Source organism: Pseudomonas sp. TWR3-1-1 (genome assembly GCF_049896545.1).
GTDB classification, from domain to species: Bacteria; Pseudomonadota; Gammaproteobacteria; order Pseudomonadales; family Pseudomonadaceae; genus Aquipseudomonas; species Aquipseudomonas weihenstephanensis.
Genome location: NZ_JAFCUO010000011.1, coordinates 49,428 through 73,785, shown reverse-complemented (window position 1 = coordinate 73,785; position 24,358 = coordinate 49,428). Strand labels below are relative to the sequence as shown.

Sequence of the window (24,358 nt, the reverse complement as noted above, 5' to 3'; positions counted from 1 at the left end):
CGACCGGTTCAGGCCGGCAGCGGATGAGTGTCGAGGGTGGGCTGGGGGCTGACCGGCTTCGGCATGCGGGTCAGGCGCAAGGCATTGAGCACCACGGTCAGTGAACTGATGGACATGCCGACGGCCGCCCATACCGGTGTGATCCAGCCCAGTGCCGCAAACGGCAGCATAAGCCCGTTATACAGGCCCGCCCACAACAGGTTTTCGATAATAACCCGACGTGTACGCCGCGCGAGGGTGAATGCTTGCACCAAAGCCTCCAGGCGGTTTGACAGCAACACCGCGTCCGCGCTGGTTTTGGCCAGGTCGGTGGCGGACCCCATCGCCACGCTGATGTCTGCGGCCGCCAGTACGGGCACGTCGTTCACCCCGTCGCCGAGCATCAATACTTTGCGGCCCTGAGCATGCAGCTGTTGCAGCACGTGCAATTTGTCATCCGGGCGCAAGCCGCCCCTGGCTTCATCGATGCCCAGTTCAGCGGCCACGCTGGCGACCATGGGCGAGGTGTCGCCCGACAGCAGCAGTGTGCGCCAACCGCGTGCTTTGCAGGCCGCCAACAAGGCCGGGGCATCGGCGCGCAAGCGGTCATCCAGCACGAACCAGGCCAGCGGGCCGTGCGCATCGCCCAGCAGCAACCATTGGCCGGGTTCTTGCGGCATGTCAGGCACTGGGCTTTGGCTGATCTCGCACACGAAACCCGCTTGCCCGATGCGCAAGCGCTGCTCGCCCACCCGCCCTTCAAGGCCAAGGCCGGCGGTACTGAGCACATCTGAGGCGGCCAACGGTGCCCGGCCAAACGCACGAGCAATCGGGTGTTCGGAGCGGTTTTCCAGTGCGGCGGCCAGCCCCAGGCAGTGATCGCTGTCCAGGTCGCGTAAGGGGCGAATGGCGCGCAAGGCCAGACGGCCTTCGGTCAAGGTGCCGGTTTTGTCGAAAATCACCGTATCGATTTGATTCAGCCCTTCAATCACATGCCCGCGAGTTAGCAGCAAGCCCAGTTTGTGCAGGGTGCCTGTGGCGGCCGTGAGTGCGGTCGGGGTGGCCAGTGACAGTGCGCAGGGGCAGGTTGCCACCAGCATGGCCAGCACAATCCAGAAGGCGCGAGACGGGTCCAGCTGCCACCACAGCAGACCAATCGCCGCCGCTGCGATCAGCGAAAACAGCAGGAACCATTGCGCGGCCTTGTCGGCGACTTCGGCTAGGCGCGGCTTTTCGCTTTGCGCGCGGTCCAGCAAGCGCACGATGGCTGACAGGCGTGTGTCTTGGCCCAGGGCCAGTACTTCAATCGTCAGAGCGCCGTCGACATTCAGCGTGCCCGCCGTCACGGCATCGCCGATGATACGTGGCTGTGGCAAGTATTCGCCGGTCAGCAGCGACTCGTCGATGCTGGACTGGCCGTCCAGAATCTTGCCATCGGCTGGCAGAATGGCGCCGGGGTGAACCAGTACGTGATCGCCGACCTTGAGTTCGGTCAGCAGGATGCGTTCGCTTTGGCCGTCGCCGCTTAAACGCAGGCAAGAGGCGGGCAGCAGATTGACCAATTGCGCGGTGGCGGCGGCAGTGCGCTCGCGGGCGCGGCGTTCCAGGTAGCGACCGGCCAGCAGGAACAGGGCAAACATGCCCACGGCATCGAAGTACAGTTCGCCAATGCCGGTAATCGCAGTCCAGATGCCAGCGATGTAAGCGCCGCCGATGGCCAGCGACACCGAGACATCCATGGTCAGATGCCGGGTGCGCAGGTCGCGCATGGCGCCTTTGAAGAACGGCGCGCAACTGTAAAACACGATCGGCGTGGTCAGAAACAGGGCGACCCAGCGCAAGATGGTGTGCATCTCGGGGCTGAGGTCGATATTGAATTCGGGCCAAGTGGCCATCGTTGCCATCATGGCTTGAAACCACAACAGCCCGGCGACACCCAGTTGGCGCAAGGCCAGGCGATTTTCACTGGCCAGTTGCTCGGTAGCACGGTCAGCTTGATACGGGTGCGCGGCGTAACCGATGTGCCGCAGTTCGCTGAGCAGCTCACTGAGGGGCAATTGGCTGTCTGCCCAACGCACGTGCAGGCGGTGATTGGACAGATTGAGCCGCGCCTCGCTGACGGCTGGCAAAAGGCGCAGGTGTTTTTCGATCAGCCAGCCACACGCCGCGCAGCTGATGCCTTCTATCAACAGTGTGGTTTCGGCCTGCTCGCCGTCGTGCCTTACAAACGGTTTTTGCACGTCGGCGCGGTCGTACAGCGCCAGTTCTTCGAGCAGTTGCACAGGCAGCGCGTCGGGGTTGGCTGAAGCTTCGCTGCGGTGCTGGTAATAGCTTTCAAGACCGCCCGCGACGATAGCTTGGGCCACGGCCTGGCAGCCTGGACAACAGAACTCGCGGGTTTCACCGAGCACAATTGCAGTGAATCGACTGCCGGACGGGACGGGCAGGGCGCAGTGATAGCAGGGAACAGGAGTGGTCATGGCGGTCTGTCGCGAGGTTATGCGCTTGAAAGTACGTCATTGCGGGCACGCCCGCCCTTGCAGGGTTCGCGTATCCCTGCAAGGGCGGGCGTGGCCGCAACGGGTTTACTTCTTGTGGTCTTCAGCGCCTTGAAGCGGCTCGTCACCCAATAGCAGGTCTTTGTCGTGGCCGACTTCTTCCTCTTCAAACAGACGCCAGGTCTTGCCGTCTTCAACGCCCAGCAATTCAACGAAGCGACGTCCTTCAACCTTGTCATCCAGTTGGCCGATGTAGCGGCCCGGTTCCGACTCGCTTTGGGTCATTGCAATCTTGCGGTCTTTTTCTGGCTGAGTAGGTGAGATCAGGCTCAAATCAAGGGTTTTGGGCTGGCTGTTGCCTTCAAGCACGAGCACCACTTCGCCAGTCATGCCGTCCAGGTGCAGCTTGGCTTTGAGGTTCAGGTTCTGGCCCAGCAGCTCACGGTCCAATGAGCGATTGATGCCTTTGCCCGCTTCGTAATAGTTGTCGTTGACCAGGTGGTCGGGGTTGTTCACCGCAATGGTCACCATCGACAGGGTCAGCGTTACCGAGCACGCCAGAATGGCAATGATGATCCACGGCCACAGGTGTTTGTACCAAGGGCTGTAGGGTTTTGGTGCTGGCATGGCAAGGCTCTCTTATCTGATTTGTGGGCCGATGAAGCGGCTCTTGGCTTTAACGTTAATGTCGTTGTTGTCTGCATCTTTGAGGATGAAGAACACTTCGTTGGTGCTGGACGGTAGCGCTTCGGGTGCAATCGACAGTTCAACCGGCAAGCTGACGATATCGCCCGCGGCGACCTTGATCTCGCGTTTGCCTTGCAGCTTGAGGTCAGGCAGACCGGCGGCCTCCAGCACATACGTGTGGTCGTGTTGGTCCTTGTTCATGATTTTCAGGCTGTAAACGTTTTCGATCCGTCCTTCAGCGTTCTCGCGGTACAGCACGCGGTCTTTGCTGACATCGAAGCCCACCAGGCTGCGAGTGAAGAACGCGGCTGCCAACAGGCCCATCATGGTCAGCAGCACCAGTGCATAGCCAATCAGTCGTGGCCGCAACTTATGGGTCTTCTGGCCGGAGAGGTTGTGCTCAGTGGTGTAGCTGATGAGGCCACGCGGGTAGTTCATCTTGTCCATGATGCTGTCGCAGGCATCGATACAGGCGGCGCAGCCGATGCATTCGATCTGCAAGCCGTCACGTATGTCGATGCCGGTCGGGCAGACCTGCACGCACATGGTGCAATCGATGCAGTCGCCCAGCCCCATTGCTTTGTAGTCCGCATCTTTTTTGCGCGGGCCACGCACTTCGCCGCGACGCGGGTCGTATGAAACGATGAGTGTGTCTTTGTCGAACATCACGCTCTGGAAGCGCGCATACGGGCACATGTAAATACACACTTGCTCGCGCAGCCAACCCGCGTTGCCGTAGGTGGCGAGGGTGAAAAAGCCGACCCAGAAATAGGCCCAGCCATCGGCTTGGCCAGTGAAGAAGTCGATCACCAGTTCGCGGATGGGTGAGAAGTAGCCGACAAAGGTCATGCCGGTCACAAAACCGATGAGCAACCACAGGCTGTGCTTGCTGAACTTACGCAAAAATTTGTTGGCGCTCATCGGCGCCTTGTCGAGCTTGATGCGCTGGTTGCGGTCGCCCTCGGTGACCTTTTCGCACCACATGTACACCCAGGTCCAGACGCTTTGTGGGCAGGTGTAGCCGCACCACACGCGTCCTGCGTACACGGTAATGAAGAACAGGCCAAAGGCGGCGACGATCAGCAAGCCCGACAGCAGGATGAAATCCTGTGGCCAGAAGGTCGCACCAAAAATAAAGAATTTACGCTCTGGCAGGTTCCACCAGACGGCCTGATGGCCCCCCCAGTTGAGCCAGACGGTGCCGAAATACAACAGAAAAAGCCCGGCGCCGCCCACCATTCGCAGGTTGCGAAACAGACCGGTGAATGCGCGGGTGTAGATTTTTTCCCGGGCTGCGTAGAGGTTGACGCTTTCAGGTGCCTTCTTGGCAGGTGGCGTTACGTCGTGTACAGGAATCTGATTGCTCATTAGTGCGTCCCACGGCAGTGGAAAAATGCCACGACCAGTACGTGCCGGCCGCAGTCAGAAGGTGTTGCAGTGGCGTAATGATACGCCTGTGACTCTAGCTCAAGGGTGCGACCTTTGGTCGCGTTCCGAAAATCAACAAGTTGGTATAGCAGTTGTAACAAGTCGTGACACAGATCAATTGACTTCAGTCCAGGGCTGAGGTGCGCCAGTGCTCTGAATCAAGCCTCCCAAGGGTTCAAAACCGGGGCGCCACTGAAGGTAAAGTCTTTAGTGTTGCGGGTCACCACGGTCATGCCGTGTACCAGTGCAGTGGCTGCGATCAAGGCATCGCATTCATTGCAGCGGTCGGGCACATGCAAGCGGGCGCAGCGTCTGGCAACACTCGCGTCAATCGACAGCACGCGCCCGGCGAAGGCTGGGACTACATGGTGTTCAAGCCAGCTTCGCAAGGGGGCTGCCTGAGCAGGATCACGTCGTTCAAGGCGCAGGATTGCGGTTTCTAGCTCAAGCAGGGTAATGGCTGAAATGTACAGTTTATTAGCCGTAATGCTGCGCGCCCACGCCACGACAGCGGGCTCGGCTTGCTTAAAAAACGCGACTGAAACAAAACAGCCCCGCCAGCGATTGCTGACGGGGCTGTTTTTTCAGGCTTTAAACGGCTGCGTTATTCAGCTGCCTTGGCGTCTTCACCATGGGACAAGCTGTAAACGTAAGCGGCCAGCAGGTGAACCTTATCGTTCCCTTGCAGGTCGGCTTGAGCAGGCATCTGGCCCTGACGGCCGTAACGGATGGTCTGCTGCAATTGCGCAAAGCTGGAACCATAAATGAACGCGCCCGGATGAGTCAGGTTGGGTGCGCCCATCAGTGGATTGCCCTTGCCATCCGGGCCGTGACACACGGCGCAGTTGGTGGCAAACAGTTCCTTGCCTTTGGCCGGGTCGGCTTTGGCGCCTTCTGGCAATTTACGGCCATCCAGTTGGGTCAGTACGTAAGCGGCTACGTCGCTGACACCTTGTTCACCAATGACTTCAGACCAGCCTGGCATGACCGCATGACGGCCGCCCATGATCGTGGTCTTGATTTCTTCCGGGCTACCGCCCCAGCGCCAGTCGGCGTCGGTCAGGTTGGGGAAGCCGTAAGCGCCTTTAGCGTCAGAACCGTGGCACACCGAGCAGTTGGAGGCGAACAGGCGGCCACCCATCTTCAGCGCTTGCGGATCTTTAGCCACTTCTTCAATGGGCATGGCAGCGAATTTGGCGAAGATCGGACCAAACTTGGCGTCCGCCTTGGCCATTTCCTTTTCCCACTCGTGAACACCGGTCCAGCCCGTCTGGCCATTGGCAAACGGTGTTTCCTTTTGCGTGTCCAAGTGCTGGTAGCCCGGCAGCAGGCCTTTCCAGTTACCCAGCCCCGGGTAAAGTACCAGGTAGCCCAAGGCAAAAATCACGGTGCCCACAAACAACATGAACCACCATTTCGGCATCGGGTTGTCGTACTCCTCAATCCCGTCGTAAGAGTGCCCAACTGTCTCGTCAGTCTGCTCGCTGCGTTGGCCCTTTCGGGTGGCCAGCAACAACCAGGTCAAGGCGAAGATGGTACCCAGAGTGAGGACTGTGACGTACAGACTCCAGAACGTAGTCATTCTTTGTTACTCCTAGAAGCTTGCTCTTGCTCGACGTGCTTGATGGCTTCGGGATCATCCTTGAACGGCAATAAGGTTGCGTCTTCAAATTCTGACTTGCGTCGCGGGCTGAACACCCACAGCGCCAAACCGATAAAAGCCACCATCACGACGACAGTGCCCAGGCCACGAATCATCCCGATATCCATCTAGATCACCGTTTGCTTTTGATGATGGTGCCCAAGCCCTGGAGGTAAGCCACCAGTGCGTCCATTTCGGTTTTGCCTTTCACTGCATCCTTGGCGCCGGCGATGTCTTCGTCGGTGTAAGGGACGCCGAGCGTGCGCAAGACTTCCATTTTTTTCGCGGTGTCCTTGCCGTCCAGCTTGCGTTCAACGAGGAACGGGTAGGCTGGCATGACTGACTCGGGCACTACGTTGCGCGGGTTGTACAGGTGAGCACGCTGCCAGTCATCAGAGTAACGACCGCCGACACGGGCCAAGTCCGGGCCGGTACGTTTGGAGCCCCACAGGAACGGGTGATCCCACACGCTTTCACCGGCTACCGAGTAGTGGCCATAGCGTTCGGTTTCGGCACGGAACGGGCGAATCATCTGCGAGTGGCACTGAACGCAGCCGTTGGCGATGTAGATGTCACGGCCTTCAAGCTCGAGGGCAGGGCGCGGCTTCATGCCTTCGACGGGCGTGTTGGTCACGTCCTGGAAGAACAGCGGAACGATTTGGGTCAGGCCGCCAATACTGACGGCGATGACCATGAAGAAGGCCATCAGGCCAATATTCTTCTCGACTGTTTCGTGCTTCATCAGTGGGCTCCAACTACAGCGATCTTGGTCGCTGCTTCAGCTTCTACCGGGTTCGAGGCGCGTACGGTACGGAACACGTTATAGGCCATGAACAGCATGCCGCTGGCGAAGAAAGCACCGCCGATGGCGCGAACGATAAAGCCAGGGTGGCTGGCTTGCAGCGCTTCGACGAACGAGTAGGTCAGCGTGCCGTCGTCGTTGATGGCGCGCCACATCAGGCCCTGGGTGATGCCGTTGACCCACATCGAGGCGATGTACAGCACGGTGCCGATGGTCGCGAGCCAGAAGTGCGTGTTGATCAGGCTGGTGCTGAACATCGCTTTCTGCCCGTAGAGGCGAGGAATCATGTGGTACAGGGCGCCAATCGAAATCATCGCTACCCAGCCCAGCGCGCCAGCGTGAACGTGGCCGATGGTCCAGTCGGTGTAGTGCGACAGCGAGTTGACGGTCTTGATGGCCATCATCGGGCCTTCGAAGGTCGACATGCCGTAGAACGCCAGTGATACCACGAGGAAGCGCAGGATCGGGTCGGTGCGCAGCTTATGCCAGGCGCCCGACAGGGTCATCATGCCGTTGATCATGCCGCCCCAGCTGGGTGCCAGCAGGATGATCGACATCGCCATGCCCAGCGACTGCGCCCAGTCTGGCAGTGCGGTGTAGTGCAAGTGGTGCGGACCGGCCCAGATGTACAGGGTAATCAGTGCCCAGAAGTGCACGATCGACAAACGATACGAGTAGATCGGACGTTCAGCTTGCTTGGGTACGAAGTAGTACATCATCCCCAGGAAGCCGGTGGTCAGGAAGAAACCTACGGCGTTGTGGCCATACCACCACTGAATCATGGCGTCAGTCGCACCGGCGTATGCCGAGTAGGACTTGAAAAGACTCACAGGCAAGGAGGCGTGGTTGACGATATGCAGCATGGCCGTGACGACAATGAATGCACCGTAAAACCAGTTACCCACATAAATGTGCTTGGTTTTGCGCTTGGTAATAGTGCCGAAGAACACAATGCCGTAGACCACCCAGACGATGGCCAGCAGGATAGCCAAAGGCCATTCCAGCTCTGCGTATTCTTTGGTCGTGGTGTAGCCCAGCGGCAGCGTGATCAAGGCACCGACAATCACCGCTTGCCAGCCCCAGAAGGTGAAGGCCGCGAGGGTGTCGGAGATCAGGCGCGTTTGGCAGGTGCGCTGCACGACGTAATAAGAGGTGGCGAACAATGCACAACCGCCGAAGGCGAAAATCACCAGGTTGGTGTGCAAAGGACGTAGACGGCCGAAGGTCGTCCACTCAAGGCCAAGGTTTAATTCAGGCCACACAAGTTGTGAAGCGATGAAAACCCCGAGCCCCATGCCAAGGATCCCCCAGACCACCGTCATGATGGCGAACTGGCGGACTACCTTATAGTTATAAGCAGTCGGACTGATTGCTGTGCTCATTCTAAGGTTCCACGGTTTAGGTGTTTTATTAGGAGTAAAAATCGGGCGCAAGTATGTATAAAGCGTAGGGTTATTGCAACGCAGCATGACCTCGGTCAATGCTTTCCAACGCTGATTCTGCGCCCTTTCCACACGTATCGTAGGGTCAAATTCGACCGCGAAAATTTAGCGCGTGGCGCACGCAGGCGAAGGGGAAGGTGGCGGTTAAAACCGGGTGGGGATAAGGCACGGCGACATCATGGCGAAGACCGCAATCGATGACAGCCGGTATAAACCCACCAGTGTGGCCCGTATCACTGCCCTTCAACTTACCGATTTTTTTCACTTGACCTGAATACGGCGTAGGCCGAATCCCAGAACTAAGAGCTTAGTCCTGAATGGCGAGAGAGCAATGAGGGAGGGGGGAGGGGTGCGACACTTGGTCGCGCTTTGGGGCGGGAACTGCCGCACCAAAATGATGCGGCAGGAAATGTCCGGAAATTATTCCGCTGATTTTTCCTCTTGCTTACCGTGCGACAAGCTGAACACGTATGCCGCCAGCAGTTGCACTTTGTCATTGCCCAACAATTCGTTTTGCGCAGGCATGTGGCCCTGACGACCGTGACGAATGGTTTGCTGCAATTGCGCCAGGCTGGTGCCATAGATGAACGCGGCCGGTTGCGTCAGGTCAGGTGCACCCATGATCGGTGTGCCTTTGCCCGTTGCGCCGTGGCACGCCACGCAAGTGGTGTCGAACGCTTGCTTGCCTGCGGCCAGATCGACCGCAGTACCTTGCGGCAGTGGCAGGCCAGCCAGGTCGTGACGTACATAAGCCGCTACGTTCTTGACCCCGTCTTCACCCAGCACTTCACCCCAGGCAGGCATGGCTGCCATGCGTCCGCCCATGATAGTGGCCTTGATGGTGTCGGCATCGCCGCCCCAGCGCCATGAGTTATCAGCCAGGTTGGGGAAGCCGAAGGCACCCTTGGCATCCGAGCCGTGGCACACCGAGCAGTTTGAGGCAAACAGGCGACCGCCCATTTTCAACGCTTTAGGGTCCTGAGCCACTTGCTCTACAGGCATGGCGGCGTACTTGGCGAAAATAGGCCCGAACTTGGCGTCTGCCTTGTCCATCTCTTTTTGCCATTCGTTGACCCCGGTCCAGCCATCTTCATAACCCGGCAGCAGGCCCTTCCAGTTGCCCAGGCCGGGGTAGAGGATCAGATAACCCACGCCAAACACCAGGGTGGCAACGAACAACATGAACCACCACTGCGGCAGCGGGTTGTCGTATTCCTCGATGCCATCAAAGGCGTGCCCCATGGTCTCGACGGTTTCGCTCTTGGTTTCACCCTTGCGCGTACCAACCAGCAGCCAAGTCAGGCCGATCAGCGTGCCGATGGTCAGCACGCAGATATAGATACTCCAGAAGGTGGTCATGCGTTGTTACTCCTAGACGCTTGTTCTTGCTCGACGTGTTTGATGGCTTCTGGATCGTCCTTGAATGGCAGTAAGGTCGCGTCTTCGAATTCGGCCTTGCGCCGCGGGCTGAACACCCACAACGCCAGACCGATAAACGCCACGGCCACGACGACAGTGCCCAGGCCGCGAATCATTCCACTACTCATCTCCAAAACCATGGCTCACCTCTTGCTCTTGATGGCAGTGCCCAGGCCCTGCAAGTAAGCCACCAACGCGTCCATTTCGGTCTTGCCCTTGACTGAGTCCTTGGCTGCGGCGATGTCTTCGTCGGTGTACGGCACGCCCATCATGCGCATCACTTCAAGCTTCTTGCGGGTGTGGCTGTCGTCTACCGGCGTGGCCACCAGCCAAGGGTAGGCGGGCATTTTCGACTCAGGCACTACGTTGCGCGGGTTGTACAAGTGCGCGCGGTGCCAGTCATCCGAGTAACGACCGCCAACGCGGGCAAGGTCCGGGCCTGTACGCTTGGAGCCCCACAGGAACGGGTGATCCCAGACGCTCTCACCGGCAACCGAGTAGTGACCATAACGCTCGGTTTCGGCACGGAAAGGGCGAATCATCTGCGAGTGACACTGCACGCAGCCTTCACGGATATAGATGTCACGCCCTTCCAGTTGCAGTGCGGTGTAAGGCTTCATGCCCTCCACCGGGGTGTTGGTCACGTCTTCAAAGAACAGCGGCACGATCTGCGTCAGACCGCCCACACTCACACACAGAATCATCAGCAACAGCATCAGGCCGATGTTCTTCTCTACGACTTCATGTTTCATGGCGAACTCCTCAGGCCATCTGCGCGGCGGCTACGACTTCAGCGGGCTCGGCGTTACGCACGGTGCGCCAAGTGTTGTAAGCCATCAGCAACATGCCGCTGAGGAAAATTGCCCCACCGATCAGTCGCACCACAAAGCCTGGGTGGCTGGCCACCAGGGTTTCGACGAAGGAGTAAGTCAGCGTGCCGTCTTCGTTGACTGCGCGCCACATCAGGCCTTGAGCGATGCCGTTGACCCACATCGAGGCGATGTACAGCACGGTGCCGATGGTTGCCAGCCAGAAGTGCGCGTTGATCAAGCCCAGGCTGTACATCTGCGGGCGGCCGAAAATTTTCGGGATCATGTGGTACAGGGCGCCAATCGAAATCATCGCTACCCAGCCCAGCGCACCGGCGTGTACGTGACCAATGGTCCAGTCGGTGTAGTGGGAGAGGGCGTTGACGGTCTTGATTGCCATCATCGGGCCTTCGAAGGTCGACATGCCGTAGAACGCCAGTGACACCACCAAAAAGCGCAGGATCGGGTCGCTGCGCAACTTATGCCACGCACCTGACAGGGTCATCATGCCGTTGATCATGCCGCCCCAGCTGGGTGCCAGCAGAATCAGTGACATCACCATGCCCAGCGACTGTGCCCAGTCCGGCAGTGCGGTGTAGTGCAAGTGGTGCGGACCGGCCCAGATATAGAGAGTGATCAGCGCCCAGAAGTGCACGATAGACAGGCGATAGGAGTAGATCGGACGTTCGGCCTGTTTCGGCACGAAGTAGTACATCATCCCCAGGAAGCCAGCAGTCAGGAAAAAGCCTACGGCGTTGTGGCCGTACCACCACTGCACCATGGCGTCAGTGGCGCCACCGTAAAGTGAGTAGGACTTGGTGAAGCTGACCGGGATTTCCAGGTTGTTAACGATGTGCAAAATCGCCACGGTCACGATAAACGCGCCGAAGAACCAGTTGCCCACGTAGATGTGCTTGGTCTTGCGCTTCATGATCGTGCCGAAGAACACGATGGCATAGGCGACCCAGACGATGGTGATCAGAATGTCGATCGGCCATTCCAGCTCGGCGTATTCCTTGGAACTGGTGTAACCGAGCGGCAGGCTGATCGCGGCCAGCAAAATCACCAACTGCCAACCCCAAAAGGTGAACGCGGCGATTTTAGGTGCGAACAGGGTCGCCTGGCAGGTGCGTTGCACCGAGTAGAACGACGATGCGAACAGTGCGCAGCCGCCGAAAGCGAAGATCACGGCGTTGGTGTGCAGAGGGCGCAGGCGCCCGAAACTTGTCCAAGGCAGATTGAAGTTAAGTTCTGGCCAGACCAACTGCGCGGCGAGAAAAACGCCGAGCCCCATACCGACGATGCCCCAAACCACCGTCATAATGGCAAATTGGCGGACCACCTTGTAGTTGTAGGCGGTACTTGTAGAAGTGTTCATGGTTCCCCATCCACGGATCAGGCGCGTACAAACGCGCGCCTGGAGTTATAAGCAGACTAAAAGCGAGGCAAGCATGGGCGTAGCGGGTGATGTCGGTATTGACAGGGATCAATGGGCGCAGCGCGTGCAGCAGCGAGGTTGGCTGTGGAACTGCGCACCAATCACCCCTGCTGCGACCTTGATCCTGGCGCATGGCGCAGGCGCGCCGATGGACAGCGTGTGGATGAACGAAATGGCTGAACGCCTTGCTGCTCGCGGGGTCAGCGTCCTGCGCTTCGAGTTTGCGTACATGGCTCAGCGCAGGCTCGATGGTGGCAAAAGGCCTCCCAATCAGCAGATAAAACTGCTTGAGTGCTGGAGCGAGGTATATGAAGAGGTGCGACGGCATGTCGCTGGGCCATTGGCCATTGGCGGCAAATCCATGGGCGGGCGCATGGCCAGTTTGCTGGCGGATGCGCTACACGCAGATGGTTTGGTGTGTTTGGGCTATCCGTTCTACGCCGTGGGTAAACCCGAGAAGCCCCGTGTGGCGCATCTGGCCGATATAAACACCCCGACGTTGATCGTGCAGGGTGAACGGGATGCGTTGGGCAACCGTGAAGCCGTGGAGGCTTACACACTGTCACCGCGCATTGACGTGATGTGGTTGGTGGCGGGCGATCACGACCTCAAGCCGCTCAAGGCCTCGGGCTTCACCCATGAGCAGCACCTGGATGCGGCTGCGGATCATATTGCGAGCTGGTTGCGCAGCCATGTTTGATACAACAGCGATAAATCATGCGTAGGCGCTCGAACGATGTGAACGCAAAACCTGTAGATCGTAAAACCGACCACTGCGCAGTGCCTGACACTCGAGGGTGAAGGGTCTTGCGACGGCTACGCCGCCGAACGCAGCCTTCGGCAGCGGCTACAAGAGCGATAAATCCTGCGCAGGCGTTTGTGCGCTGTGAACGCAAAACCTGTAGTCGCTGACGAGTAGTGCGAGGCTGCGTCCGGCTACTGCGCAGTGCCTGACACTCGAGGGTGAAGGGCTTGCGACGGCTACGCCGCCGAACGCAGCCTTCGGCAGCGGCTACAAGAGCGATAAATCATGCGCAGGCGTTCGTGCGCTGTGAACGCAAAGCGTGTAGTCGCTGACGAGTAATGCGAGGCTGCGTCCGGCTTCTACGCAGAGCCTGACACTCGAGGGTGAAGGTCTTACGACGGCTACGCCGCCGAACGCAGCCTTCGGCAGCGGCTACAAGAGCGATAAATCCTGCGCAGGCGATCGTGCGCTGTGAACGCAAAACCTGTAGTCGCTGACGAGTAATGCGAGGCTGCGTCCGGTTGCGCAGCAATCGTAAAACCGGCTTCTGCGCAGTGCCTGACACTCGAGGGTGAAGGTCTTGCGACGGCTACGCCGCCGAACGCAGCCTTCGGCAGCGGCTACAAGAGCGATAAATCCTGCGCAGGCGTTCGTGCGATGTGAACGCAAAACCTGTAGTCGCTGACGAGTAGTGCGAGGCTGCGTCCGGTTGCGCAGCAATCGTAAAACCGGCTTCTGCGCAGTGCCTGACACTCGGGGGTGAAAGGTCTTGCGACGGCTACGCAGCCTTCGGCAGCGGCTACAAGAGCGATAAATCCTGCGCAGGCGTTCGTGCGCTGTGAACGCAAAACCTGTAGTCGCTGACGAGTAGTGCGAGGCTGCGTCCGGTTGCGCAGCAATCGTAAAACCGGTCACTGCGCAGTGCCTGACACTCGAGGGTGAAGGTCTTACGACGGCTACGCCGCCGAACGCAGCCTTCGGCAGCGGCTACAAGAGCGATAAATCCTGCGCAGGCGTTTTTGCGCTGTGAACGCAAAACCTGTAGTCGCTGACGAGTAATGCGAGGCTGCGTCCGGCCACTGCGCAGTGCCTGACACTCGGGGGTGAAGGGCTTGCGACGGCTACGCCGCCGAACGCAGCCTTCGGCAGCGGCTACAAGAGCGATAAATCCTGCGCAGGCGTTCGTGCGTTGTGAACGCAAAACCTGTAGTCGCTGACGAGTAGTGCGAGGCTGCGTCCGGTTGCGCAGCAATCGTAAAACCGGCTTCTGCGCAGTGCCTGACGAGCGGCCTCAGGATCAGCGGTTAAACCGCTCCACCAGCGAATACTGCACATTGACGGTCTGGGTCAGTTCTTCACTCAGTTGTGCCGAGCGTTGGGCCTGATCGGAGGTTTGGTCAGCCAGGTCAGCAATGGTGCTGATGTTGCGGCTGATCTCTTCGGCGACTGAACTTTGTTCTTCGGTCGCGGCCGCGATTTGCGTGGTCATGTCGGTGATGTTGGCCACGGCCTCGCTAATGCCCACTAACGCCTCGTCAGCTTCCAGTACCCGCGCCACGCCTTCTTCAGCCTGACGGTGCCCGGCGTCCATGGTTTGCACGGCGCTGGCGGCGGTCTGTTGCAGCTTGGCGATCAGGCTGTGAATTTGCCCGGTCGAGGTGCTGGTGCGTTGCGCCAGTTGGCGGACTTCATCGGCGACCACCGCAAAGCCACGGCCCATCTCGCCCGCCCGGGCGGCTTCGATGGCGGCGTTCAGCGCCAGCAGGTTGGTCTGGTCGGCAATGCCTTTGATCACATCGACGACGCCGCCGATTTCGTCACTGTCTTTGGCCAGTTGCGTAACTGTGGCGCCGGTCTCACCGACCACCACCGACAAGCGCTCGATGGCTTCGCGGGTTTCACCGGCAATGTCACGGCCGCGGCTGGTCAGGCGATTGGCTTCCTGGGTGGCGTCAGCGGTGCGTTGTACGTGGCTGGCGACTTCTTGCGTGGTCGCGGCCATTTGGTTGACGGCCGTGGCCACTTGCTCGGTTTCCATACGTTGACGTTCAAGCCCGGTGGAGCTTTGGTGCGCCAGTGCGTCAGATTGACGGGCCTGGTCGCTCAAGTGCTCGGCGGTGTCTTGCAGGCGTGTCAGGCAGGTTTTGAGGCGAGCTTCCTGGCTCAGAATGGACATTTCCAGACGCGCTTGCGGGCCACGGCTGTCGGTGTACATCTGCGCAATCAGCGGATCAGACGTGGTTTGCTCGGCCAAACGCAGCAAGCGCTTGATGCCGCGCTGCTGCCAGGTCAGGCCCAGCAGGCCCAGCGGAATCGACAACACGGCGGCCAGGGCAAAGCCCCAACTGGAGGTGAGCAGGGCGCCGATCATGAAGCTCAACTGGCTAACCAGAATAAACGGCAGCCAGTCTTGCAAGACCGGCAGCCACTTGTCGCGCTGCGGGATGGCCGCTTTGCCACGATTGATTCGCGAGTACAGGGCTTCGGCCCGACGCACTTGTTCGGCGGTCGGTTTGACGCGCACCGACTCGTAGCCCACCACGCGCTCGCCGTCGAACACCGGCGTTACGTAGGCGTTAACCCAGTAGTGGTCGCCCGTCTTGCAGCGGTTTTTGACGATGCCCATCCACGGCAAACCCTTTTTCAGGGTGGTCCACATGTGGTCGAAGACCGCAGGCGGCACGTCGGGATGGCGCACAAGGTTGTGCGGAGCGCGCATCAGCTCTTCACGCGAGAACCCGCTGATCTCGACAAAGGCGTCGTTGCAATAGGTAATGACGCCTTTGGCATCGGTCGTGGAAATCAACCGTTGTTGAGCGGGGAATGTGCGTTCGCGTTGAGTGATGGGCTGGTTATTACGCATGTCGTTTCAATCCGCAAGGCTTTGACAGGGTGTCGGCCCATGGGGGGAATTGTTTAATTAATATTTCAGTCGCGAGGCGCTGTCATAGCGCCACTACGAGGCCCGGTTGACGCCTATGGCATCAGCATCGGGTAGGTGAAAAAAACAAAGTGCAGCACGTTGAGCCCCAAATGGGTGGCGATCGCCGCACCGAGCCCCCCAAAACGGTAGGCCAAACCATAGCCGACGCCCGCGATTCCCGCCAACAGCATCCACTGCCCGCCTGCGGCAATATGTGCCAGGCCAAATAGTGCGCTGGCGATCAAGAGCGCCAGTGCTTGCCCATAAGGCACCTGTTTGAGCCAGCGACTCAGGCCGCCTTGTATATAGCCACGAAACAACACCTCTTCGACCAGCGTGACCAGCAGCAGGTTATTCAATAACCACAGCCAGCCTTGAGGCGGCCATTTTGGCGCCCAGTTGATCATGCCCAGTAACAGCGCTGCGCCCAGTGCGCCGGTGACTGCCAGTGCAAGCCCCATCAGGGTTGCGCCGAGTGAGGCACGCCAGTTGACGCGCGTGGCAATCCACGGGCACACCAGCAGCAGCCAAAAGCCGATCAGGGGTTTGTCGAGGTTGAGGTACATCGAGAACGGTACGGCATCAGGTGTCAGCCGTTGAGGGGCGATGGCGCGGCCATTATGAAAACCCGGCAGCCAGTGCAGCGCCAGGGCCAGCGCTACCCCTACAAACAGCCCATGCCCTGCATAACGCAGGTAACGGTGCCGGGTTTGCAGTGCTGCAAGCCCGCTAATGATCAGTAATGAGGCTGCGCCCGCAGCTTGCAGACCCCATTGGCCGTAGCTCAAGGCAACCCCGTATCCAAGGGTCAGAAGTGCCAGATAAGGCCATGGCAGAGCAATCATGAAAATCCTTTGAGTGGTCGAATAAAACACGCCCCGACTCATGTGCGGGGCGCGCAATTATAGCGATCACGCTCAGACGGATTTATCAAAAAACGTCGTAAGTGACTTCCGGTTTTCAGGAAGCAATTAACTGACGCAGCACATAGTGCAAAATGCCTCCGGCCTTGAAGTACTCCACCTCATTGAGGGTGTCGATGCGGCACAACACCTCAATCTGCTCTTTGCTGCCGTTTTCACGGGTAATCACCAGCGTCAGGTTCATGCGCGGCTGCAACTCGGCGCCGCTCAGGCCCAGAATGTCCAGGGTTTCCTTGCCGGTCAGGTTCAGGCTTTTGCGATTTTGATCAAGCTTGAACTGCAAGGGCAGCACGCCCATGCCCACCAGATTGGAGCGGTGAATACGTTCAAAACTTTCGGCAATCACGGCTTTGACGCCCAGCAGATTGGTGCCTTTGGCGGCCCAGTCGCGGCTGGAGCCGGTGCCATATTCCTGACCGGCAATCACCACCAGCGGCGTGCCCGAAGCCTGATAGCGCATGGCCGCGTCATAGATCGACAGCTTTTCGCCGGTCGGGATGTAAATCGTGTTGCCGCCTTCTTCACCGCCAAGCATTTCGTTACGAATGCGGATGTTGGCAAAGGTGCCGCGCATCATCACTTCATGGTTGCCACGGCGCGAACCGTAAGAGTTGAAGTCTCGCGGTTCGACGCCTTTTTCGCGCAGGTAACGCCCGGCGGGGCTGTCGGCCTTGATATTGCCGGCCGGGGAGATGTGGTCGGTGGTCACCGAATCGCCGAGCAACGCCAGCACCCGAGCACCTTCAACGTCCTTGATCACCGGCAAAGGGCCGCTGATGTCATCGAAGAACGGCGGGTGTTGAATGTAGGTCGAGTCTGCCTGCCACACGTAAGTGGCTGCCTGTGGCACTTCGATGGCTTGCCATTGCTCATCGCCCGCAAACACTTCGGCGTACTCCTTGTGGAACATGGCGGTACTGACCTTGGCCACGGCGTCGGCGATTTCTTTTTGGCTGGGCCAGATATCGCGCAGGTACACCGGCTGGCCATCTTTGCCAATGCCCAGCGGTTCACTGCTGATGTCCGTGCGCACGCTGCCCGCCAAGGCGTAAGCAACCACCAGCGGCGGGGAGGCCAGCCAGTTGGTTTTGACCAGCGGGTGAACCCGTCCTTCAAAGTTACGGTTGCCGGACAGCACAGAGGCCACGGTCAAATCGTTCTGGGTGATGGCTTTTTCAATGGGCTCAGGCAACGGGCCGGAGTTGCCAATACAGGTGGTACAGCCGTAACCCACCAGCGAAAAGCCCAGTTGATCCAGATAAGGCGTCAAGCCCGCCGCCTTGTAGTAATCGGTGACGACTTTGGAGCCGGGCGCGAGGGAGGTTTTGACCCAAGGTTGAGTCATCAGGCCTTTTTCGACCGCCTTTTTGGCCACCAGGCCCGCTGCCATCATCACGCTCGGGTTGGAGGTGTTGGTGCAGGAGGTAATCGCAGCAATCACCACGGCACCGTTTTTCAAGCGGTAGGTTTTACCTTCCCAGTCGTAATCGGCTTCACCCACCAAGTCGGCATTGCCCACGGCCACACCGCCACCGCCTTCACTTTCCAGGCGGCCTTCTTCTTTATTGGTGGGTTTGAATTGCAGGCTCAGAAAATCACTAAACGCCTGGCCCACGTTGGGCAGCGAAACGCGGTCTTGTGGGCGTTTCGGCCCGGCCAGGCTGGCCTCGACGGTGGCCATGTCCAGCGCCAATGTGTCGGTGAACACCGGTTCCTGACCCGGTTCACGCCACAGGCCCTGCGCCTTGCAATAGGCTTCGACCAGTTTCACAGTGGCGTCGGGGCGCCCGGACAGGCGCAGGTAGTCCAGAGTGATTTGATCCACCGGGAAAAATCCGCAGGTCGCACCGTATTCGGGCGCCATGTTGGCCAGCGTCGCACGATCGGCCAGCGGTAAATCCGCGAGACCATCGCCATAAAACTCCACAAACTTGCCGACCACGCCTTTGCTGCGCAGCATTTGCGTCACCGTCAGCACCAGGTCGGTGGCAGTGATGCCTTCTTTGAGTTTGCCACTGAGCTTGAAGCCCACGACTTCCGGGATCAGCATCGACACGGGTTGGCCGAGCATCGCCGCTTCAGCCTCGATGCCGCCTACGCCCCAGCCCAGCACGCCCAGGCCGTTGATCATGGTGGTGTGGGAGTCGGTGCCTACCAGCGTGTCAGGAAAGGCATAGGTGCGGCCGTCTTCGTCTTTGGTCCAGACCGTGCGCCCCAGGTACTCCAGGTTCACCTGATGGCAAATCCCGGTGCCGGGTGGCACGACGCTGAAGTTGTCGAACGCGTTTTGGCCCCAGCGCAGGAACGCATAACGTTCGCCGTTACGCTCCATTTCAATGTCAACGTTCTGTTCAAAGGCGCTGGGGCTGGCAAATTTGTCGACCATCACGGAGTGGTCGATCACCAGGTCCACAGGCGACAGCGGATTGATGCGCTGTGGGTCGCCACCGGCCTTGGCCATCGCGGCACGCATGGCCGCCAGATCGACCACGGCGGGCACCCCGGTGAAGTCCTGCATCAGTACGCGGGCCGGGCGATATTGGATTTCGCGATCCGAGCGACGCTCCTTAAGCCACGCCGCCAGGGACTTGAGGTCGGTTTCAGTGACGGTCTTGTTGTCTTGCCAACGCAGCAGGTTCTCCAGCAGCACCTTGAGTGACATCGGCAAGCGACTCAGATCGCCGAGTGTTTTGGCGGCAAGCGGGAGGCTGAAGTAGTGATAAGTCTTATCGTCGACTTTTAATGTACTGAGGGTGTTCAGGCTATCGAGGGAGGACATGAAATGACTCCTTTAGACCCGCACGGTACGGGTCGTGTGGAACAAACTGAGCTTCTAACCTAGCTCTGATTCATCAAACTGGCTAATAACTGGACTGTCTATGCAGGTTCAAGGTTCCAATCTCAGTTATCATGCCGGCCTTTTTGTGACAGTCCTTGCGCCAAGGCAAGGATGTGCAGCGGGCTAATCCTCGCGCGCTGCTCAGGAGTGATTCAATGAACACCGTTTTTATGCACTGCCGCCCAGGTTTTGAAGGTGAGGTCTGCTCGGAAATCGCCGAGCATGCCGCGCGCCTCAATGTGTCCGGTTACGCCAAAGCCAAGCCTGCCAGTGCCTGCGCCGAATTTGTGTGCACCGAAGCGGGCGGCGCTGAACGCCTGATGCGCGGTTTGCGTTTCGCCGAACTGATTTTTCCGCGGCAGTGGGCGCGGGGTGAATTTATTGAGTTGCCCGAAACCGACCGTATCAGTGTGATCCTTGAACACATGACCGATTTTGCGGTGTGTGGCAGCCTGTGGCTGGAAATGGTCGACACCAATGACGGCAAAGAGCTGTCCAACTTCTGTAAAAAGTTTGACGCTCACCTGCGCAAGGCGCTGATCAAGGCCGGCAAGCTGGTGGAAGACGATGACAGCAAACCGCGTTTGCTGTTGACGGTTAAAAGTGGTCGCGAGCTGTTCCTTGGGCTGGCTGAGTCTGGCAACAGTGCAATGTGGCCAATGGGCATCCCGCGCTTGAAGTTCCCGCGTGAGGCGCCAAGTCGCTCGACCTTGAAGCTTGAAGAAGCCTGGCACCACTTCATCCCCCGTGAGCAGTGGGACGATCGTCTGCACAGCGACATGACCGGGGTTGACCTGGGCGCCGCGCCGGGCGGTTGGACCTGGCAGTTGGTCAACCGTGGCATGCTGGTGACGGCCATCGACAACGGCCCGATGGCCGAGAGCTTGATGGACACGGGGCTGGTGCAGCATTTGATGGCTGACGGTTTTACCTTCAAGCCTAAACAGCCGGTGGACTGGATGGTCTGCGATATCGTCGAAAAGCCTGCGCGCAATGCGGCAATGCTCGAAGAGTGGATCGGCGATGGCCACTGCCGTGAAGCGGTGGTCAACCTCAAACTGCCCATGAAACAGCGCTATGCCGAAGTGCGCCGTTTGCTCGATCGCATCGCCGATGGCTTCAAGGCGCGTGGCATCACGGTCGAAATTGGCTGCAAGCAGCTGTACCACGACCGCGAAGAAGTGACCTGCCACTTGCGTCGACTGGACGTGAAAAAACCTAAATCCCGTTGATTAAGGAGTGACTGATGAGTAGCGCTGACCTGCCGGTTGACGGCACGCTGGATGCCAGCGGCCTTAACTGCCCGGAGCCGGTGATGATGTTGCATCAACACATCCGCGACCTGGTGCCGGGTGGTGTGTTGAAAGTGATCGCCACCGACCCTTCGACCAAACGCGACATCCCCAAGTTTTGTGTGTTTCTGGATCACGAACTGGTGAAGCAAAAAGAAGAGGCGGGCACGTACCTGTACTGGATCCGCAAGAAGCAGGGATAAAACCGACCGCCGCCTGCGCCAGCCACTACAGGGATCAAGACAAACCCCGTAGTCGCTGACGCAGGCGGCGCAAGGTTGCAACGCAAACCGTGTGTCCAGCCAGGCTAGATGCGGGCCGCACGAATGCGTTTTTTGGCACTGCTCACCAGTCGCACGCTGAGCATCAACGCCGCGCAGGTCAGGCCGACAATCAAACCTTGCCACAACCCGCTCGGGCCGCTGGGTTCGCCCAGCCAGTCGGTCAGGCCCAGCGCATAGCCCACGGGCAAGCCCACACCCCAGTACGCGAACAAGGTCATGATCATCGTCACCCGCGTGTCTTGATACCCGCGCAGGGCGCCGGCTGCGGTCACTTGAATCACGTCCGAAAACTGATATAGCGCTGCGAACACCAGCAGCAGGGTAGCCACTTCAAGCACCATTGGATCAGCGGTGTAGATACTGGCAATCGGCCCGCGCAGCAGCAGAATCAAACTGGCCGAAATACACGCCCACACCAGTGCGGTGCCCATGCCTACGCCTGCGACAAAGCGTGCTTCACGCGGTTGCTCACGGCCCAGCGCCTGACCCACGCGCACGGTGATCGCCATCCCCAATGAATACGGGATCATGAACACCAGCGAGCTGAAGTTAAGGGCAATTTGATGGCCAGAAACCACGGTTGCGCCCAGGCTGCCAATCAACAACGCAATCACCGCAAAAATGCTCGACTCGGCAAACACGGCAATACCAATGGGCAGGCCGACGCTGAGCAAGCGTTTGAGAATGGGCCACTGGGGCCATTCGAAATGGCTGTACACCTGGCTCGTTTGATAGATCGCGCCACGGTACGTCCACACCACCATGCCCAACGCCATAAACCACATCACAATGGCCGTCGCCCAGCCGCAACCGACGCCGCCCATGGCCGGTACGCCCAAATGGCCATAGATGAACACGTAGTTGAGAGGGATGTTCAGCGCCAGCGCACACAGGCCCAGCACCATGCTCGGGCGGGTTTTACCCAGCCCGTCACTGAACCCGCGCAGCACGCAGTAAATCGCCACGGCGGGCATGCCGCTGGCAATCCCGTGCAAATAGCCCATGCACGGTTCAATCAAGTCAGGCGCGACCTTCATCCAGTGCAGCAAGGGTTCGGCCGCGATCAGAATCAAGGCGGCGCAGACGCCGGTTATCAAGGCCAGCCACAGGGCCTGGCGCACGATAGGGCCGATTTCACGGTGGTTGTTGGCGCCGAAACGCTGAGCGACTTTGGGCGTGGTGGCCAGCAAAATGCCAGACATCAGCAGAAATACCGGCACCCACACCGAGTTGCCCAGCGCCACGGCCGCCAGATCGCGCGGGCCGACTCGCCCAGCCATGACCGCATCGACAAACCCCATTGCCGTGGTGGCCACTTGAGAAATGATGATCGGAAACGCCAGCGCCATCAGCGCGCGTACTTCGGTACGTACCCGTGCAGGGCGGCTGATGCGAGTGGCACAAATATCAGGAGAAACAGAATTCACAAGCGTGCATCCACAGTGTTTAACGCGCAAAGGCGGGGATTGTACGCGCCCCTAACCGCCGAGTTGTAGCAGCTTTGTAAGCAGGCTGAAGAAACTCGCGCGACACCTCACTGGCCCATTGTGTACAACAACGCCTACACTGCTGCTCCGCCAAAGGAGCCTGCCATGTTGATTGTTGCTGATGAAAATATTCCGCTGATCGAAGCGTTCTTTGCCTCATTCGGTGAAATCCGCCGTTTGCCGGGACGTCAAATCACCCGTGCCGACGTGCATGATGCCGATGTGTTGCTGGTGCGTTCAGTGACGCGCGTCGACCGCGAGCTGCTGGAAGGCAGTGCGGTGAGATTTGTCGGCACGTGCACCATTGGCACCGATCACTTGGCGCTGGACTACTTCGAACAAGCCGGTATTCAGTGGGCCAGCGCGCCGGGCTGCAATGCGCGCGGGGTCGTGGACTACGTGCTGGGCAGTTTGTTGACGCTGGCGGAGATCGAAGGCGTAGACCTCAAGCAGCGTACCTATGGCGTGATCGGTGCGGGTGAGGTCGGTGGGCGGCTGGTCAACGTGCTGCGCGCACTTGGCTGGAACGTCAAAGTGTGCGACCCGCTGCGTCAGGCAGCAGAAGGGGGCGATTACGTCACCCTTGAGCAGATCATCGAGCAGTGCGACGTGCTCAGCCTGCACACCCCGCTGATCAAATCCGGCAATGATGCGACCTGGCACTTGCTCGATGCGCAACGCTTGAACCAACTCAAGCCTGGCACCTGGCTGATTAATGCCAGCCGCGGACCGGTGGTCGATAATGCTGCGCTGCGCCAGGTGTTGACCGAGCGAGAAGACCTGCAAGCCGTGCTGGATGTCTGGGAAGGTGAGCCGCAGGTGGATGTTGAATTGGCGGAGCTGTGTGTGTTGGCGACCCCGCACATCGCGGGTTACAGCCTGGACGGCAAGCAACGCGGCACGGCGCAGATTTATCAGGCGTTGTGTGATGCGTTGGGGCAAACACCTGAGGTCCACCTGGCCGACTTGCTGCCCGCACCGTGGTTGGCCAAGGTTGAACTCAGTGCCAACAGTGATCTGGACTGGGCATTGGCCATGTTGTGTCGGGGCGTGTATGACCCGCGTCGTGACGATGCCGAATTTCGCCGCAGTCTGGTCGGTACGGTTGAGCAACAAAAGCTGGCGTTCGATGCTTTGCGCAAGCATTACCCGGTGCGTCGCGAGATTGAAGGGCTGGCGGTACACATCCAAGGTGAAAACGAGGCGCTGACGTCGATGGTCACAGCGCTCGGGTGTGTAGTCGTTTAAACGGTCGTCTGAACAAGGTCCCTGTAGGCGCGAAGCACGTTCGCGCCTACAGGTGGATGCGTGGTTAAACCGATGTCACCCAACGACGGCTATCAATTCTCGTGCTTGGGCTGAACCAGGCGTTTATCCAGTTCGGCGCACGCGTGTTGAATCATTTCTTCAGTGATCGACACTTCATTGCCCTGCGCATCAATGATCGCGCACCCCAATGACTGGTCTGGCTGAGTCCGAATCACCGGTACTGCGTGTTGAGCGTTGTGTTGCAAGTCCATGGCCTGTCTCCTCATCAGGGTGTAGCGCTAAGGTAGTTCCGTTTAATGACCAAGTAGTGACAACACTTGGCGGCCATTTACTCAAACAGAATTATCCTGAAACTACTAGCCTCGGTTTAGATCATTCAGGCCTAGTGTTTGCTGCACCCGGTCATATTCAAAACGAGTGAGAAAGGTTTACAGGTCTTACAGAACATTCGT

At 59.0% G+C, this 24,358-nt stretch carries 20 protein-coding genes and 1 pseudogene; 4 read left to right on the top strand and 17 right to left on the bottom strand.

All coding sequences use genetic code 11. From position 1 onward, the window contains the following. Positions 1-8: 8 nt before the first annotated feature. The 12 genes and pseudogenes from ACP7A4_RS20250 to ccoN (ACP7A4_RS20195) all read right to left on the bottom strand — a co-directional run bounded on the left by ACP7A4_RS20250 (position 9) and on the right by ccoN (ACP7A4_RS20195) (position 12,084). Positions 9-2,459 carry a heavy metal translocating P-type ATPase gene (locus tag ACP7A4_RS20250; protein WP_426248049.1) on the bottom strand — a complete coding sequence of 817 codons (2,451 nt, stop codon included), beginning with the start codon at positions 2,457-2,459 and terminating at the stop codon, positions 9-11. 105 nt (positions 2,460-2,564) lie between these two features. Next, the gene (locus ACP7A4_RS20245) at positions 2,565-3,104 is read right to left on the bottom strand and encodes a FixH family protein (RefSeq protein WP_048365633.1); all 540 of its coding nucleotides are present in this window, start codon (positions 3,102-3,104) and stop codon (positions 2,565-2,567) included. Positions 3,105-3,116: 12 nt separating this feature from the next. Beyond that, positions 3,117-4,532 (bottom strand): cytochrome c oxidase accessory protein CcoG, encoded by a 1,416-nt coding sequence (ccoG, locus tag ACP7A4_RS20240; protein ID WP_059764049.1) that lies wholly within the window; start codon positions 4,530-4,532, stop codon positions 3,117-3,119. A gap of 218 nt (positions 4,533-4,750) precedes the next feature. Further along, positions 4,751-5,116, bottom strand: a pseudogene (locus ACP7A4_RS20235) (type II toxin-antitoxin system VapC family toxin); the annotation flags it as partial. 80 nt (positions 5,117-5,196) lie between these two features. Continuing rightward, positions 5,197-6,174, bottom strand: coding sequence for a cytochrome-c oxidase, cbb3-type subunit III (gene ccoP, locus ACP7A4_RS20230; protein ID WP_059764045.1), 978 nt, complete (start codon positions 6,172-6,174; stop codon positions 5,197-5,199). Further along, the gene (locus tag ACP7A4_RS20225; RefSeq protein WP_080960189.1) at positions 6,171-6,362 is read right to left on the bottom strand and encodes a cbb3-type cytochrome oxidase subunit 3; all 192 of its coding nucleotides are present in this window, start codon (positions 6,360-6,362) and stop codon (positions 6,171-6,173) included. The genes ccoP (ACP7A4_RS20230) and ACP7A4_RS20225 overlap by 4 nt, the downstream gene beginning before the upstream one ends. A gap of 5 nt (positions 6,363-6,367) precedes the next feature. Continuing rightward, on the bottom strand, positions 6,368-6,976 hold the full coding sequence (ccoO, locus tag ACP7A4_RS20220) for a cytochrome-c oxidase, cbb3-type subunit II (protein WP_048365636.1): 609 nt from the start codon (positions 6,974-6,976) through the stop codon (positions 6,368-6,370). Continuing rightward, positions 6,976-8,418 (bottom strand): cytochrome-c oxidase, cbb3-type subunit I, encoded by a 1,443-nt coding sequence (ccoN, locus tag ACP7A4_RS20215; RefSeq protein ID WP_048365637.1) that lies wholly within the window; start codon positions 8,416-8,418, stop codon positions 6,976-6,978. The genes ccoO (ACP7A4_RS20220) and ccoN (ACP7A4_RS20215) overlap by 1 nt, the downstream gene beginning before the upstream one ends. 480 nt (positions 8,419-8,898) lie before the next feature. Further along, positions 8,899-9,837: a cytochrome-c oxidase, cbb3-type subunit III gene (gene ccoP / locus ACP7A4_RS20210; protein WP_048365638.1), complete on the bottom strand. Its 939-nt coding sequence runs from the start codon at positions 9,835-9,837 to the stop codon at positions 8,899-8,901. Then, the gene (locus ACP7A4_RS20205) at positions 9,834-10,025 is read right to left on the bottom strand and encodes a cbb3-type cytochrome oxidase subunit 3 (RefSeq protein WP_426248048.1); all 192 of its coding nucleotides are present in this window, start codon (positions 10,023-10,025) and stop codon (positions 9,834-9,836) included. The genes ccoP (ACP7A4_RS20210) and ACP7A4_RS20205 overlap by 4 nt, the downstream gene beginning before the upstream one ends. Before the next feature lie 15 nt (positions 10,026-10,040). Next, positions 10,041-10,649 (bottom strand): cytochrome-c oxidase, cbb3-type subunit II, encoded by a 609-nt coding sequence (ccoO, locus tag ACP7A4_RS20200; RefSeq protein ID WP_048365640.1) that lies wholly within the window; start codon positions 10,647-10,649, stop codon positions 10,041-10,043. Positions 10,650-10,659: 10 nt separating this feature from the next. Further along, positions 10,660-12,084, bottom strand: a complete 1,425-nt coding sequence (gene ccoN, locus ACP7A4_RS20195) for a cytochrome-c oxidase, cbb3-type subunit I (RefSeq protein ID WP_048399153.1) — start codon at positions 12,082-12,084, stop codon at positions 10,660-10,662. A gap of 73 nt (positions 12,085-12,157) precedes the next feature. Here ccoN (ACP7A4_RS20195) and ACP7A4_RS20190 point away from each other — a divergent pair, with 73 nt between their 5' ends. Continuing rightward, positions 12,158-12,844 carry an alpha/beta family hydrolase gene (locus ACP7A4_RS20190; RefSeq protein WP_426248047.1) on the top strand — a complete coding sequence of 229 codons (687 nt, stop codon included), beginning with the start codon at positions 12,158-12,160 and terminating at the stop codon, positions 12,842-12,844. Between the two features lie 1,342 nt (positions 12,845-14,186). Here the strand turns inward: ACP7A4_RS20190 and ACP7A4_RS20185 are convergent. From ACP7A4_RS20185 to acnA, 3 genes are all read right to left on the bottom strand, one after another. Continuing rightward, entirely contained in the window at positions 14,187-15,752 is a 1,566-nt protein-coding gene (locus ACP7A4_RS20185; protein ID WP_059762903.1) for a methyl-accepting chemotaxis protein, read from the bottom strand. A 113-nt stretch (positions 15,753-15,865) separates the two neighbouring features. Continuing rightward, positions 15,866-16,657, bottom strand: a complete 792-nt coding sequence (locus tag ACP7A4_RS20180) for a CPBP family intramembrane glutamic endopeptidase (protein ID WP_059762902.1) — start codon at positions 16,655-16,657, stop codon at positions 15,866-15,868. 115 nt (positions 16,658-16,772) lie between these two features. Beyond that, positions 16,773-19,514 carry an aconitate hydratase AcnA gene (gene acnA, locus ACP7A4_RS20175; RefSeq protein WP_059762901.1) on the bottom strand — a complete coding sequence of 914 codons (2,742 nt, stop codon included), beginning with the start codon at positions 19,512-19,514 and terminating at the stop codon, positions 16,773-16,775. Between the two features lie 215 nt (positions 19,515-19,729). Here acnA and rlmM point away from each other — a divergent pair, with 215 nt between their 5' ends. Together rlmM and tusA are read left to right on the top strand one after the other, a co-directional pair. Beyond that, on the top strand, positions 19,730-20,806 hold the full coding sequence (rlmM, locus tag ACP7A4_RS20170) for a 23S rRNA (cytidine(2498)-2'-O)-methyltransferase RlmM (protein ID WP_426248046.1): 1,077 nt from the start codon (positions 19,730-19,732) through the stop codon (positions 20,804-20,806). A gap of 14 nt (positions 20,807-20,820) precedes the next feature. Further along, the gene (gene tusA / locus ACP7A4_RS20165; protein WP_059762900.1) at positions 20,821-21,069 is read left to right on the top strand and encodes a sulfurtransferase TusA; all 249 of its coding nucleotides are present in this window, start codon (positions 20,821-20,823) and stop codon (positions 21,067-21,069) included. 104 nt (positions 21,070-21,173) lie between these two features. Here tusA and ACP7A4_RS20160 read toward each other — a convergent pair whose 3' ends face one another. Next, on the bottom strand, positions 21,174-22,577 hold the full coding sequence (locus tag ACP7A4_RS20160; protein ID WP_048399158.1) for an MATE family efflux transporter: 1,404 nt from the start codon (positions 22,575-22,577) through the stop codon (positions 21,174-21,176). A 165-nt stretch (positions 22,578-22,742) separates the two neighbouring features. Here ACP7A4_RS20160 and pdxB point away from each other — a divergent pair, with 165 nt between their 5' ends. After that, a complete protein-coding gene (gene pdxB / locus ACP7A4_RS20155) occupies positions 22,743-23,885 on the top strand; it encodes a 4-phosphoerythronate dehydrogenase PdxB (RefSeq protein WP_203302764.1) in 1,143 nt (380 codons plus the stop codon). 92 nt (positions 23,886-23,977) lie between these two features. On the opposite strand, the gene ACP7A4_RS20150 is transcribed toward pdxB, so the two are convergent. Continuing rightward, positions 23,978-24,157, bottom strand: coding sequence for a PA1571 family protein (locus ACP7A4_RS20150; protein WP_048365650.1), 180 nt, complete (start codon positions 24,155-24,157; stop codon positions 23,978-23,980). Positions 24,158-24,358: the final 201 nt, after the last annotated feature.